Origin of the sequence: Halococcus salifodinae DSM 8989, assembly GCF_000336935.1 — an archaeon.
Classification (GTDB): domain Archaea; phylum Halobacteriota; class Halobacteria; order Halobacteriales; family Halococcaceae; genus Halococcus; species Halococcus salifodinae.
On the sequence record NZ_AOME01000026.1, the window covers coordinates 34,704 to 47,226 of the forward strand.

A 12,523-nucleotide genomic window follows, 5' to 3' on the forward strand; every position below is an offset into this window, starting at 1 on the left:
GAGGGTGCAGTGGTCTTTGCGCACACGGCGGCGCTTGCCGAGAGTCTGCCGGTGGTTGGCGAGGGTGCAGTCGTCCGTGCGTTCTCGAAAGCTACCAAAGCAGTGACGCGTGCCGCAGAAGTGTATCGCGGTCAGGAGTTTACGGTCGGCGACGTCGCCGACGCTGTCGAGTGCTCGCGACGGACGGTCAGACGGGTGTTGAACGAGCATACCGAACTGGGGTATCTCGAAAAACGCGAGACGAAAACGGGGCTCGCCAACGGGTTCCGGACCGTCGAGCAACCGGGTGATGGCGAAATCGAGTTGCCCGATCTCGATGAGCCGTTTGGACCGGATGAAAGCGGACCAGCGGACAGCACCACCCGTGGACAGGCACCTGGTGACCCGGCCGATTCCTCTCTAGGAGTATCTAGTACGGGATTTGTCTGGGTGGTCGGGGTGGGTGCAGGCGGTGAGGGCCGCCGTCGGAGTGATCGGGCGACACTCCCGGCTCCCGAGGGGACTGACCCATCCCCTGCACCGGGATAGTTCCCGCCGCTCTCGGTGATCACCGGGGTTCGCGTGCGGTGGCTCCGAGCGGTCGGAGAGCCAACAGCCTGTCCAGAAGGAGTAAATCGTCGACTGGGTTAGTCCAGTTCTCGAAGCCGGGTGATGGTTTACTTGTGAGTGTCCCTGAGACCCTCTCATGGACGTGCCTGATCCGCCAGCTCCGGTGGTGATACAGACGAGCGATGGCGACACCCTCCGCGGCACGCTGGTCGAAGACCGGAGGGATGGATGGCTCCTTGATGAAGAGAGTGGTCGCTTGATCCTTGTGTACCCGCAGGATATCGAGCAGATTGAGCGTCGCGATGAGTCAGAAGAGTAGCTACTGAACGGTGAACGGCAGCGTCGTCATTCAGTGCCCACGTTTTCTGTCATAGTGGTGTCTCCAACCTGAGTTCAGGAACTGGCTTCGGGTTCGACTCCGGCGTCATTCATAGCACCATCGAGACGGATGAGTGCCTCACTGACGTGGCTCTCCGGATTGAATCGATACCGCTGGGGAGATGTGCCGTCGAGCGCCTCGACGATCCCGACGTCGACCAAGAGGTCGAGATATCGGCTTACCGACTGCCGGCTGACGCCAGCGAGCTCCGCCAGCTCGGTCTGATTGAACTCGCGGTGTGGCGGTGCATCCAGGAGTGCATCGACGATGTATGGGACGCTCTCGTTTTTCGTGAGGACGAGCCATCCGGATGGATGCTCGGTCCGGCGTGTCTTTTTGTCGCGATCGGGGTTTTGTAGTTCTTCGCTCATGCTGGTTCTATCCGGATTTGAGCGCCCGTGGTGTTAAACCTGTGGTCGCTCCCCGTCAAACGAGATTACCGCAGAGATAAGTATCGAGGGAGTGAGCCAGAACCAATGAGCAGCTCGCGATGGTCGGATAATGAGATCGCGTGCGCACTGAAATGGAAACTGGTCAGATCTCACGGGTGGTCCGGACCTATTCCGGAAGACGATCTCGTTCGCGATGCACTCCCGGCCACCGAGGTCTCGCGGGGACGAGAGGTGTGTGAGACGCTCAAACGGAAAGAGTACGTCACCTACCAGCGGGGACGAGGATTTTCGCTGAAAGGGATGCCAGAACAAGCGTTACTGGCACGTGAACTCCGTGACGAGTGCAGTTATACCGAGTTGCAGATCGAAGCGACGCTGTCACCGTTCGGCCGTTCGGGCGGATTTGAGTAGAGCGCGGTCAGAATTGTCTAGATAATAACAGGCACTGTTTGACTTCCCTGAGAAATGGTTGTGTATGTAGTGCGCGCAATCTAGATTTTGCGCATAATGCAGATAGCTCGCCCAATTTGTCTGACGTAGAATTAAGAGGCGCGAGATTCATCTGCCACGTATGAGAAAAACAAAACGTACACTATTCACAATGTCCACACTGCCCACAAAATCTGCACAATGTAGATTGCTCACAAAACCTTTTGAATTCGCGGGCCAGAGGAGGTCAAACCAATGAGCGCCGGAGACTTCGATGGAATCCCAGGCGCAGCTATCTCGTTGCTCAAAGGAGGCGTAGGGAAGTCCACAATAGCGCTTAACATCGCCGATCGCCTCACAGCCCGTGGTCATGAGACAGTACTGATTGACCTAGATAAGGATGGGCATATGACAACCCAGTTGGGCTACGACGATGCGTACGATCGGGAAGCAAATCTCGGTGATGCTCTTATCGACGGCAACGATCCCCGTGAGTTACTCATTGAGACGGATTTCGGTGTTCACCTCTTACCCTCGAATAACGAACTTGAGAACGTGGAGACAAGGTTGAAAGACGAACGGTTCGCAGACGTGAAACTCCGTCGGAATGTCGTCGAACCGCTCATCAACAACGGTTATGACTATATGATAATTGATGCCGCCGGCGGCCGTGGCAAGCTTTCCGATAATGCGCTTATCGCCGTCCAACGGGTGATCATCCCCTTGATCCCCCGTGCAGGCTCAATCAACGGCCTCAATAAGATGATTGAACGGCAAATCTCTCCAATTCGGGAGAATATCGGCCTAGACATCCTCGCAGTCTCTCCGAACATGATACGGGAGACGATGGGACAGCACAATGAACATCGGACTCTCGTTGAGAATCTCAATCGTGAGTTCGGTTCGTTTGTTCCTGAATACGCCCGGGTAGATTCAGAATTGTTCGATTCACTAGATGATTCAACGCGTAGCGTCGATACTATCCCAAAACCAGGTATCCGCGAACGGACATCAATCTCGCGAGCTTTCAAGCAAGGAATGCCTGTTTCGAAATTTGACGAAGATTGTGATCAAATCCCGAATTTCGATCACTTGGCCGATCTCGTGGAGGAACACAGCCATGCCTAATGAGGATGATCGGTTTGGCGACGTTGCTGATCAACTCAAGCAAACGGAGGAAACAGAGGTGGAGGAGGACGAAAGCATCGTCGTAGAGGACGAGGCACAATCCACTCCTGATGCACCTGATGAAAAGATTGAGGAGAAGTCCGAATTTTCTCAAGAACAGGTTGAATCGAACGAGGAAGAACCAGAAGGTGGGCCAGCCTTCCCATTTGATGCGACCGATATGCATGGTTTCTATGTCCGTGAAGAGACGTGGAGTCGAATCATTAGGATGCGATCCTCGGTGACTGCGGCTTGCTCACTGTTCGATGTCCAAGAATTCGAAGGAAGAGAGTTCCAAGATGCGTGTCTCCGGGTGATCGCGAATCATGGTGAGGAGGTTGCTCACCAAATCCTTCGAGAGCGGGGAATTGAACCTGACGAGAAGCGTGTTCAGGAAGTCGTTGAGATGCTGAGCAACCAAGCAGAGAGTGACTAGTGGGGCAGTATCTGGACTATTGCCTTCATTTCCCGCCTTTTGTACATTATGCGGATAATGTGGATTTCGTGTAGATCAAACCCCTTGCCATCTCTCGGTTTTCTTTGTAGACCCAGCAGAACGCCAACCTCACAGATGGTGGACTCCCCTTTGAATAGATAGCGGAGACAATCGGATTGACCATACTGAGTAGAAGCAGTTTCGACCATCTCAAGAGCGGATATAGCACCGCCCTCCCAGCGATGACCGTCAGATTCAGGGAATCGGTGTAAATAAACCCTCTTCGTGACATATCCCCCTGCTATGATGGATGATCTGACCGCGTTCCAGCGGGATGTGCTGTACGTGATCGGCGGGCTGGATGATGAGACACCGCCGTATGGGCTGGCGATCAAGAAGGAACTCGACAGGCATTATTCGGGTGAAATCAACCACGGCCGTCTGTATCCAAATCTCGACGAGCTGTCGGAGATGGGTCTCGTCGAGAAAGGCAGCGTCGACGACCGGACAAACTCGTATGGTCTCACCGAGCGCGGCCACCGCGAGATCGAGGCCCGCCGCGAATGGGAAAACCAGTACGTCGCTGTCGAGGCGTGAACGTGCTCATGAGTCGAATCAGCGTTCACGGTCCTCGTCCGACACCGAGGCTGGCTTACGGCGAAGAGCTCCAGACGAGACCGGTCCATGCGGTGATGGCGTGATGGTCGAGATTCCCGACCGGCTGGAGTGTCTGTTCAGCACGTCGATCGACCAACAGGGTGACTCGTACAGGATCGAGGTCCCACGCTCCGAACTCGAAGAGGGAACAATCGCTGCTGGTGAGACCTACCGAGTAGCGATCGTCTCGGGTACGCCCCGTTCGGATGATGCCGAGACTCGACAGCAACCGGATGGCGCTTCGTCGTTACCGGAGTCGGATTCAGATAGCCCCACCCAGCAGTCACCACCGGTAGAGTCGGGCGACGTGCGTGAGGTGACTATCGAGTCATTAGGTGATCAGGGCGACGGAATTGCGAAAATCGATCGTGGGTACGTCGTGATCGTGCCTGGTACTCGCCCCGACGATGAAGTCACCGTCGAGATCGAGAACGCACGCGAGAACGTGGCGTTCGCCCGCGTTCGCGACGACATCGGTTCGGACGACAGTTCGGAGTTCGATGATCCGTTGGCGGAGGAGACGCTCGGAGAGAATGAGTAAGCGGATCGGGGCGATACCCAGTGTCTGACGTAGATTCATGCCGTTGGAGTCACTCCATCGTGTATGAGCTGGGAACGGCGGATCCCGCCGTTCGCCGAGGACGCTCTCTTCGTCTTAGATGAGGTGATCACCCGTGCAGACGACAGGAGCGTGCCGAAAGCCGACGCCGAAGCGATTCTTGCGGCTGACGACCGCTTCACCGACGCTGACGCCGAGTACGCTCTCAACGTGCTCCAGAGCCGCGGGCACATCTACTACGTCGACGAACGGGTCTATATCACGCCTACAGACGAGTAGTCGGTAGAGACGAGGGGTAGCGCGTGTATCACGGACAGTCTCACTTTCACCGCGGTTGGAAAGCTTCTATAATCGTGTGGTGTCTCCCTGAGATCGAGGGCGGTACGCTCGCCAGCCCTCCGACCAGAGCGCGTCACACGCTCTTCTCCCTCCTTTCCATGATCATGATCGAGACAGTGAAACGCGTGCTGGGGCAGTCGGATGGCGAACTCGTCGTGGAGTGCCGTCAGTGTGGCTCGAACGTGGATCCCAGCGCGGAGTCGTGCCCGGCGTGTAGCTCCACTGAGATTGCGCGGTACGACATCAGTCGGTGATGAGACGGTCTGAAACGGTGATAGATTTCAGTGGTCGTGCGAGATACAGGGCGCGTATCGGTCACGGGTCGCGAAGTGGATCACTTGTTCAGCCCTCTCGAATCAGCGGAATAATTATACCACATTGCATTCGATATACGCGTAACGACGGTAGATCCATGACCTACTGAGTATCCTCATCGGCGCTCGACGACGCCGATACTGTCGTTGCTATCGCTAACAGCCAGCAGCAATCGAAAACACAGATGGATCTACCAGCCCGCGACGAAGTCAGCACTGAGTACCGCTTCGATTTGACCACGATATTCGGAAATCCAGACGAATGGAAAGCCGCCCGTGACGAACTCCTCGAAAGGCTTGAAAAGCTAGATCAGCTGGCGACAGAGCCGCCGGAGACAACCGAAGGTCTCGAAGAGATTCTCTCTGAGACGGAGGAGTGTTATCGGCTCCGACAGAGACTGGACCTCTACGCAACACTCTCGAAGAACGTGAATACGGACTCCGAATCCGCAGCCGAACGTCAACGCGATTTCAAGGATTTGGAGGCGTCTTTCGATCCTGTCGTGGGGACGGTACACCGAGCGCTTGGCGACCTTACCGATGACGACTTTACTGCGCTCATCGAACCAATCGAAGACTACCGCTACTACGCGGAGAACCTGCGCTCACAGGCGAGACACGTTCAGTCGCCGGCCGTCGAAACTGTCATCGCAGAACATGGGGAGGTTCGATCAGGCCCTGATCGAATTCTTCGCGCGATTACGACTGAGGACTTTGATTCCCCAGAAGTGAAGCGTCCCGACGGGGAAACAGTCGAAATCCGCCCGGGGAACTACCAGACGGAGTTATCCCATCCCGACCGAGACTACCGACGGCGCGTGCACGAAGCGTATCATACGGAACACCATCGATTCGCCGCGACGACGATTCGAACGTCTGCGGAGAAGCTCTCCGCGGCAGATACGGAATCCAGCATCCGTGGCTATGACTCTATCCGAGAGCGGGATCTCCGAGGAACGTATCCTGAAACCGGACTCGAACCAGCCGTCCCCGAATCTGTACACGATACACTCCTTGAAGCGGTTCGAAACAACCTTGGACCCTATCACCGAGCCCAACAGCTGCGACGAGAGAGGCTCGACGTTGAGAAACTCCGCCCATGGGACCGTCGTGTTTCGCTCGCTGAACAGCCTGCTCCAGACCTCGATTACGAAGATGCGTTAGAGCTGGTCATAGACTCACTTACGCCGCTTGGAGAGGACTACGTTGACCGCGCACGGAACTTCCTCCATGACCGGCGCATCGATGTCTATCCGACGCAAAACAAACGAACCGATATTCCAGCATACTGTCCATCTTCAGCACCGGACGGTGCTTTCGTTCTCGCGAATTTCCGAGGCGATGTCAGGACGATGTTCTTCATCGCACACGAACTTGGGCACGCTCTGAACGTGGCGTATCACCGGGACGGTCCAGCTCGATACGCAACGAGTCCCTCTGCTGTCTGCGAGGTGCCTTCGATTCTGCACGAACTGCTGCTAGCAGAAGAGTGTATGCAGGAAGGGGGTTCACTTGCTGCACACGCACAAAACCGTCTTGTCGAGTGTGTTGCAGGGAACCTGTATCGGAACGCCCGTACTGCGGCATATAACCACGCTCTTGCAACGAAGATTGAGTCTGGGGAAGAGCTAACACCGGAGAACGCACGGGACATATACGACGACCTGCTTGACGAGTTCGATCCGGTCTATGAACGCGAAGGGGTAATTGACCGAGTTGGAGGGATTGGTATTCGGATACCCTATTCCAGCTATCAGTATGTACTCGGTGCAACAGGGGCGCTCGCAGTTCGTGATAGCCTCAAGGAAAACTTAGTATCTCCCAACGAATACCGACAGTTCCTTCGACAAACCGGTCACAGACCGCCATTCGATTCATTCTCCGCGCTTGATCTAGATATTCAGTCATTTGGTCCCTTCGAACGTGCCACCGCGAAATTCGATAGTTATCTCGACCATCTATAGCAGAGAGGATCAAACAACTCGCCATTTCCCTCTTGGAGCTGTCCTGAGATTGTTGCAATCCGATACAGTAGAATGACAATCGATGTTTCCTTGATGAATACAAGTCTCTGTATCGCGCAGGTCTCTACTGAGAGCTATTGGATAGTTTGGTCCCCTGTACTGCATGGAGAGCGCGAATCGGTCAGGAGACGGGCCTCTCACTCAATACGTCGGTTCGGGAACCACGGCAGGTAAACCGATCCGGCGACTGCCGGCTACGGCTCGGAGGACGCCCCGACCGCGTCGGAGATCGTCTGGAGGTCGGCCTTTCTGAACGTGGAGTCGTTTGCCGCCTCCGGCGACTCCGCGACGCCGACCTGCGCCCGGATGAGTCGGCGCATCCGCGTCGTCGACGGTCGCCCCGACTCGTCGACGTCGATCTCGAGTGTCTCACAGATCGCCTGTAGCTCCTCCTTCGTGAACGACGCCTCGAACTCCCGTTCGAAGCGACCCGTCGCCGCTCGAATCGCGTTCCGCACCNTGAACGACGCCTCGAACTCCCGTTCGAAGCGACCCGTCGCCGCTCGAATCGCGTTCCGCACCTCGTGGACGGTCACACTCATGAGTCTCCACTCTCCTGTCGCCACCCTCAAGCTTCCTACTCGGTCGCACCGAGCGTTTCAGAAGATGTGGATCGGATGTGATCGCTGACTATTGCTAGACTCATCCTCTGCATGCAGCACGCCATTCTCATCAGTTCCTGAGGATTCCAACAGAGCCTCACGTTCCACTTTCGGCGTGCTTCGACAGGCTATAAGTACCAACCAGCCAGAGAAGCGAGCATGGCAGACCTAACGGTGAAAGCGGCCGTGAAGGAGCACCTCGACCAGATGAACGTCTCGTCGGACTTCTACGGCGCGCTCGACGACGAGGTATCGGACCTGCTCGCCGACGCCGCCCAGCGTGCCGACGAGAACGACCGCAAGACTGTCCAGGCACGCGACCTCTGATGCGGGCACTCCCCTGGCGTGGTCGTGTTCGCTGGGGAGCGGAGTAATCCACAAGATGCGGGTCGAGTTCGACGGAGGTACGCTCCTACTGCGGGAGGCCAGTGAGAACGTTCCGTACGCGGAGTGGGACGACCGGATTGACGACTATCGCGCGCCTGCGTATCGGTACCGTCCCCTGCTCGAATGGGCCGACGCATGGGGTGGTGATGATTCCAGCTCCGCTACAGAGGAATCAGCCCACCAAGAGACCATCCAGTCGGCGACTGTTGGGATCGAGGACACGGCTCGGGCCTATCCCGCCCTCGCGCTCGATCCGGCGCTCCAGATCGAACCACGCGAGTACCAGCAGGCGGCGCTCGATGCGTGGCGAACCCATGATCGTCGCGGCAGCGTCGTGCTCCCGACCGGGAGCGGCAAGACGTTCCTGGGTATTCAAGCCATCGCAGATGCCGGTGTCGCCACGCTCGTGGTCGCGCCGACGATCGACCTGATGAACCAGTGGCATGCGACGCTCACCAACGCTTTCGGCGACCAACTCCCCCGTCAGAGCGGAGATGGGCCCGAACAGGTGGTCGGTGTCCTCGGTGGCGGCACCCATGAGATCAGACCGATCACGGTCACGACCTACGACAGCGCGTATCGCTACATCGACAAGTACGGCGACCAATTCGGCCTCTTGATCGCGGACGAAATTCACCACCTGCCGGCCCCGACCTACAGGCAGATCCCCGAGATGACCATCGCACCATACCGTCTCGGGCTCACCGCTACTTACGAGCGCGCCGACGATGCTCACGAACTCCTCGAAGACACCGATCTCGTGGGGCCCGTCGTCTACGAAGAGGACGTCGACGAGCTTGCCGGCGAGTATCTCAGCGAGTACGAAACCATCCACATGCAGGTCGAGTTGACCGACGACGAGCGCCCCCAATACGACGAGGAGTACGGCATCTACCGCGAGTACGTCGACACGCACGACTTCGACCTCTGGAAAGCCAAGGGGTATCAGGAATTCCTCGCGCACACCTCCTACGATTCCGATGGTCGGCGGGCGCTGATCGCCAAGCAACGCGCTGAGGAGCTCGCACGCACGGCAGCGAAGAAACTCGATACGCTCGACACCCTGCTCAAACGCCATCACGACGACCGCACGATCATCTTCACCGCGAACAACGACTTCGCCTACGAGATTTCCCAGGAGTTCATCGTCCCCTGCATCACCCATCAGACCAAGACCGACGAGCGCACGGAGATCCTCGAACGATTCCGAACGGGCGAGTACTCGATCTTAGCGACCTCGCAGGTACTGGACGAGGGCATCGACGTGCCCGCCGCCAACGTCGGGATCATCCTCTCAGGGAGCGCGTCAAAACGCCAGTACGCCCAACGCCTCGGGCGAATCCTGCGACCCACCGACGAGCGCCAGCCCGCGCGGCTCTACGAGATCATCGCCACGGACACGATGGAGAACTACGTCTCTCAGCGCCGCCGCGAAGGCGTCGAGGCAGAAGCGTGACCGCGACCGAGATCAACACGGTGAGACAAGAACCATGCTGACGGCCGATCTCGCGCGCTCACGAACATCTGACGGCAAAGTGATGCCGCTGTTCATCGATTCCGAGGACGCTCAGTATCGGGAGACGGCGAGCGAGTTGATCGAGCTATTCGAGACGCACGTGGGTGAGCCGAAGGCCGACCTCGATACGGCGATCGATCAGCTGACGGTAGCGGATACCGACTACAAGATCATCCAGGGGCTGGCAAAGTTGCTTCGTGACGAGTGCGATTTCGAGACGGTGGCGGCAGCCGAGCCGCGCGAGATCCGCCAGCGACTGTTCGCGCGCGCGAACGACTCGTATCCGATTGTCCGGCAGCCGACGCTCGGTGAGGACATCCAGAAGCTCGACGTCTACACGGCGGTCGCCGACGAGCTCGGGATCTCACTTGCGGAGTGTCATCAGGGGATGTATGCGGATCTGGATGCGAACAACCGCCTCGTGCGCTTCGGCGATCAGGTCGCCGAGTCGGTCGAACTGGACACTGATGGGACGACCAGCACGACCCAGTTGACCGGTCAGAGCGAGGAGGCGTACACAGGCAAGGCCCTCACCGTCGAGTGGCTGCTGCATCGGTACAACCTCGCGCTCGCGCAGGCAGTACTGTACGACGCGACCGAGTTGCGCATTCGGGTGTGGGACCACTTCGCGACGACATTTAGCTACGTGAAGCTGTTCGGGCTGATGCACCGGATCTATCCGATTGACGAGCACGGCGAACGAGTGTCGAGCACGGACCTCGCGGCTGGGTACGAAGCGATCTTGGACGGTCCGGCTTCGCTGTTCAGGCAGTCGCGCAAGTACGGCATCCGGATGGCGAACTTCCTGCCCGCGCTGCCCCACTGCGAGCGGTGGGACCTCACGGCGGAGATTCTCACCGACGAGTCAGCCAACGAAACACGGGAGTTCGCGCTGGATCAGACGGCAGGGCTCCAAACGCACTACACTGGTGGCAGTCGGTACGACAGCGACCTCGAACGCACGCTCGCCGACAAGTGGGAGAGGGCGAATACGGAGTGGGAACTGGTCCGTGAGGACGACGTGATCGATCTGGGGGCAGAGGTGCTGCTGCCGGACTTCGCGCTCGAACATCCCGATGGGCGACGGGCAATCCTCGAGATAGTAGGCTTTTGGACGCCGGAGTATCTCGAAGAGAAGCTCGCTAAGGTTCGTCAGACCGATGTGGACAATCTACTCTTAGCGGTGTCCGAGGAGTTGGACTGTACGAGCGAAGACATTGATCTCGAAGCCGACCGAGTGCTCTGGTTCAAGACCGGCATCCACGTTTACGATGTGGTCGACCTCGCCGAGGCGTATGCAGTTCAGGCCCCTTCTGCTGGTCCCTGAGTAGGGACAGTCCATTCGATTCGCTCGGAAATAGTGGTTGGCAAGCGTGATCTACGCTCCGGCGTCAGATCGGTCAGTACTGTTGCTCCCTGAGAAATTCGAGCAAAGCGTCGATGTTCTCTGGCGAGGCCGACGATTGGCCGAACATGCTCTTGAATCGGTGATCCAGCCCGCCGTCTTCGATGAACTCCTGAGCGTCCTTGAGCTGGGCTTGGAGTGCGTCTTCGTCTCCTCGATGAAGATGCGATGCCACGGTCGGAAAGTCAACGTGAGGGACGGCAGCGAGGACGTCAGCCAGATCGGTTTTGCGGGCGCTGTGGAGCTTGGCAGCGACCAAGACCTCACCGTCGGCGACAGAAGCGGCGGTTGATCGTGTTCCTCCGGAGATGGTCGTCTCGGAGCTGTGATCGCGAAGGTAGTCGAACGACCACTCGGCCTCGGTCTGTCGGCATCCCAGACCGTTCACTAGTAGATCGACGCCGATTGGGTGTGGCAGCCCTTCGGTCCGCTCGAAAAGCTCGATTTCGCGGTCATACGTGGTTTCTTCTGGTGGCACTTCGAGTTCGTTCTTTCGTTCGAAATCGTGGTCTTCCAAGAACGCCACCACGGCATCGGTGTCTTCGGGTGCGATGACGAGGTCCAGATCGGTCGAAAAGCGCGTCTCGAACTGTGAGACGGCGTAGCCCCCGACGAGGACGAAGTCGATGGTGGAGCGCTCTAGATCGGCAAGCACGTCGATGAGGGCCTCGCTTCGTTCTTCTTGGCTCATGGCGAGGCTGGCGTCGTGCGGTAGTCAGCTTCGGTTTCGACGTCGTCGTACATGCGATCGAGGATGTCCAGTGCCGACTCGAAGGTCGCGTAGTGCTCTCGTGCGAACGCAACAGTTTCTGAGCGCGAGATGACCGGCCGTCCGTCGACAGTCTCCGCATCAACCTGCGCACGCGGTTCGAGGACGATCTGCAGCGGCCCAGGAATCTCGTCGGCTGGCTGACGCTGTTGAGCAGTCGGGATCCCGAACCGTTCGAAGAAGCGCTCCCAGTCGACGAGATCGGTCTCATGGATGGCAATGAATAGCGGGTAATCCGTCTCGTCACGTGCGACCTGGTAGCCACCTCGAGTCCAGACGTAGACGGCGTCGATAGCGGTGTAGGCGAACTCCATGCCCGCGAACTGGGGGAGGACGTACGCTTCCGAGATGGTGGGCGGAGACACACCTGCTGCGGCCGCGAGAAAGGCGAGGCCTGCCTCTCGGACGGCGTCGTCGACGACAGACAATCCACCATCATATTGCACGTAGCCCGCCTCTTCGAGGCGATTTACAGCCCGGCGGATCGTCTCGCGGTTCTCATTGATCTTGCGAGCCACGCCCGAGATGGGGTCGCCCGGCTCGATAGCGAGGAGTGTCTTGAGCTCTGTTTCGCCGCATTGTTCGAACATCGTATAGTT

General features: G+C 58.0%; 13 protein-coding genes. 10 read left to right on the forward strand and 3 right to left on the reverse strand.

Going from position 1 to position 12,523, the window contains the following annotated elements; genetic code table 11:
- Positions 1–685 precede the first annotated feature (685 nt).
- Entirely contained in the window at positions 686–868 is a 183-nt protein-coding gene (locus C450_RS21455; protein WP_152424409.1) for a hypothetical protein, read from the forward strand.
- Positions 869–942: 74 nt separating this feature from the next.
- Here C450_RS21455 and C450_RS05070 read toward each other — a convergent pair whose 3' ends face one another.
- Positions 943–1,299 (reverse strand): winged helix-turn-helix domain-containing protein, encoded by a 357-nt coding sequence (locus C450_RS05070; RefSeq protein WP_005040899.1) that lies wholly within the window; start codon positions 1,297–1,299, stop codon positions 943–945.
- 705 nt (positions 1,300–2,004) lie between these two features.
- On the opposite strand from C450_RS05070, the gene C450_RS05080 reads away from it, so the two are divergent.
- The 9 genes from C450_RS05080 (at position 2,005) to C450_RS05130 (ending at position 11,077) form a co-directional block, all read left to right on the forward strand.
- The gene (locus C450_RS05080) at positions 2,005–2,877 is read left to right on the forward strand and encodes a ParA family protein (protein WP_005040906.1); all 873 of its coding nucleotides are present in this window, start codon (positions 2,005–2,007) and stop codon (positions 2,875–2,877) included.
- Positions 2,870–3,352 carry a hypothetical protein gene (locus C450_RS05085; RefSeq protein ID WP_005040909.1) on the forward strand — a complete coding sequence of 161 codons (483 nt, stop codon included), beginning with the start codon at positions 2,870–2,872 and terminating at the stop codon, positions 3,350–3,352. The genes C450_RS05080 and C450_RS05085 overlap by 8 nt, the downstream gene beginning before the upstream one ends.
- Positions 3,353–3,658: 306 nt before the next feature.
- Entirely contained in the window at positions 3,659–3,949 is a 291-nt protein-coding gene (locus C450_RS05095) for a PadR family transcriptional regulator (RefSeq protein WP_049909867.1), read from the forward strand.
- Between the two features lie 103 nt (positions 3,950–4,052).
- Entirely contained in the window at positions 4,053–4,550 is a 498-nt protein-coding gene (locus C450_RS05100) for a TRAM domain-containing protein (protein ID WP_005040914.1), read from the forward strand.
- A 63-nt stretch (positions 4,551–4,613) separates the two neighbouring features.
- Positions 4,614–4,847, forward strand: coding sequence for a hypothetical protein (locus C450_RS05105; protein WP_005040923.1), 234 nt, complete (start codon positions 4,614–4,616; stop codon positions 4,845–4,847).
- 559 nt (positions 4,848–5,406) lie between these two features.
- Entirely contained in the window at positions 5,407–7,185 is a 1,779-nt protein-coding gene (locus C450_RS05110) for a M3 family oligoendopeptidase (RefSeq protein WP_005040927.1), read from the forward strand.
- 821 nt (positions 7,186–8,006) lie between these two features.
- Positions 8,007–8,174 (forward strand): hypothetical protein, encoded by a 168-nt coding sequence (locus tag C450_RS05120; RefSeq protein ID WP_005040930.1) that lies wholly within the window; start codon positions 8,007–8,009, stop codon positions 8,172–8,174.
- A 55-nt stretch (positions 8,175–8,229) separates the two neighbouring features.
- The gene (locus C450_RS05125; RefSeq protein ID WP_005040931.1) at positions 8,230–9,690 is read left to right on the forward strand and encodes a DEAD/DEAH box helicase family protein; all 1,461 of its coding nucleotides are present in this window, start codon (positions 8,230–8,232) and stop codon (positions 9,688–9,690) included.
- Between the two features lie 34 nt (positions 9,691–9,724).
- On the forward strand, positions 9,725–11,077 hold the full coding sequence (locus C450_RS05130; protein ID WP_005040933.1) for a DUF790 family protein: 1,353 nt from the start codon (positions 9,725–9,727) through the stop codon (positions 11,075–11,077).
- 73 nt (positions 11,078–11,150) lie between these two features.
- Here C450_RS05130 and C450_RS05135 read toward each other — a convergent pair whose 3' ends face one another.
- Both C450_RS05135 and C450_RS05140 read right to left on the reverse strand, forming a co-directional pair.
- Entirely contained in the window at positions 11,151–11,846 is a 696-nt protein-coding gene (locus C450_RS05135; RefSeq protein ID WP_005040937.1) for a nucleotidyltransferase family protein, read from the reverse strand.
- Entirely contained in the window at positions 11,843–12,514 is a 672-nt protein-coding gene (locus C450_RS05140) for a hypothetical protein (RefSeq protein ID WP_005040940.1), read from the reverse strand. Before C450_RS05140 ends, C450_RS05135 begins: the two co-directional genes overlap by 4 nt.
- Positions 12,515–12,523: the final 9 nt, after the last annotated feature.

Bases quoted from the DNA above. Each gene is read 5' to 3' on its own strand.
- C450_RS21455 (WP_152424409.1), top strand. From the start codon at position 686: ATGGACGTGCCTGATCCGCCAGCTCCGGTGGTGATACAGACGAGCGAT.
- C450_RS05070 (WP_005040899.1), bottom strand. From the start codon at position 1,299: ATGAGCGAAGAACTACAAAACCCCGATCGCGACAAAAAGACACGCCGG.
- C450_RS05080 (WP_005040906.1), top strand. From the start codon at position 2,005: ATGAGCGCCGGAGACTTCGATGGAATCCCAGGCGCAGCTATCTCGTTG.
- C450_RS05085 (WP_005040909.1), top strand. From the start codon at position 2,870: ATGCCTAATGAGGATGATCGGTTTGGCGACGTTGCTGATCAACTCAAG.
- C450_RS05095 (WP_049909867.1), top strand. From the start codon at position 3,659: ATGGATGATCTGACCGCGTTCCAGCGGGATGTGCTGTACGTGATCGGC.
- C450_RS05100 (WP_005040914.1), top strand. From the start codon at position 4,053: ATGGTCGAGATTCCCGACCGGCTGGAGTGTCTGTTCAGCACGTCGATC.
- C450_RS05105 (WP_005040923.1), top strand. From the start codon at position 4,614: ATGAGCTGGGAACGGCGGATCCCGCCGTTCGCCGAGGACGCTCTCTTC.
- C450_RS05110 (WP_005040927.1), top strand. From the start codon at position 5,407: ATGGATCTACCAGCCCGCGACGAAGTCAGCACTGAGTACCGCTTCGAT.
- C450_RS05120 (WP_005040930.1), top strand. From the start codon at position 8,007: ATGGCAGACCTAACGGTGAAAGCGGCCGTGAAGGAGCACCTCGACCAG.
- C450_RS05125 (WP_005040931.1), top strand. From the start codon at position 8,230: ATGCGGGTCGAGTTCGACGGAGGTACGCTCCTACTGCGGGAGGCCAGT.
- C450_RS05130 (WP_005040933.1), top strand. From the start codon at position 9,725: ATGCTGACGGCCGATCTCGCGCGCTCACGAACATCTGACGGCAAAGTG.
- C450_RS05135 (WP_005040937.1), bottom strand. From the start codon at position 11,846: ATGAGCCAAGAAGAACGAAGCGAGGCCCTCATCGACGTGCTTGCCGAT.
- C450_RS05140 (WP_005040940.1), bottom strand. From the start codon at position 12,514: ATGTTCGAACAATGCGGCGAAACAGAGCTCAAGACACTCCTCGCTATC.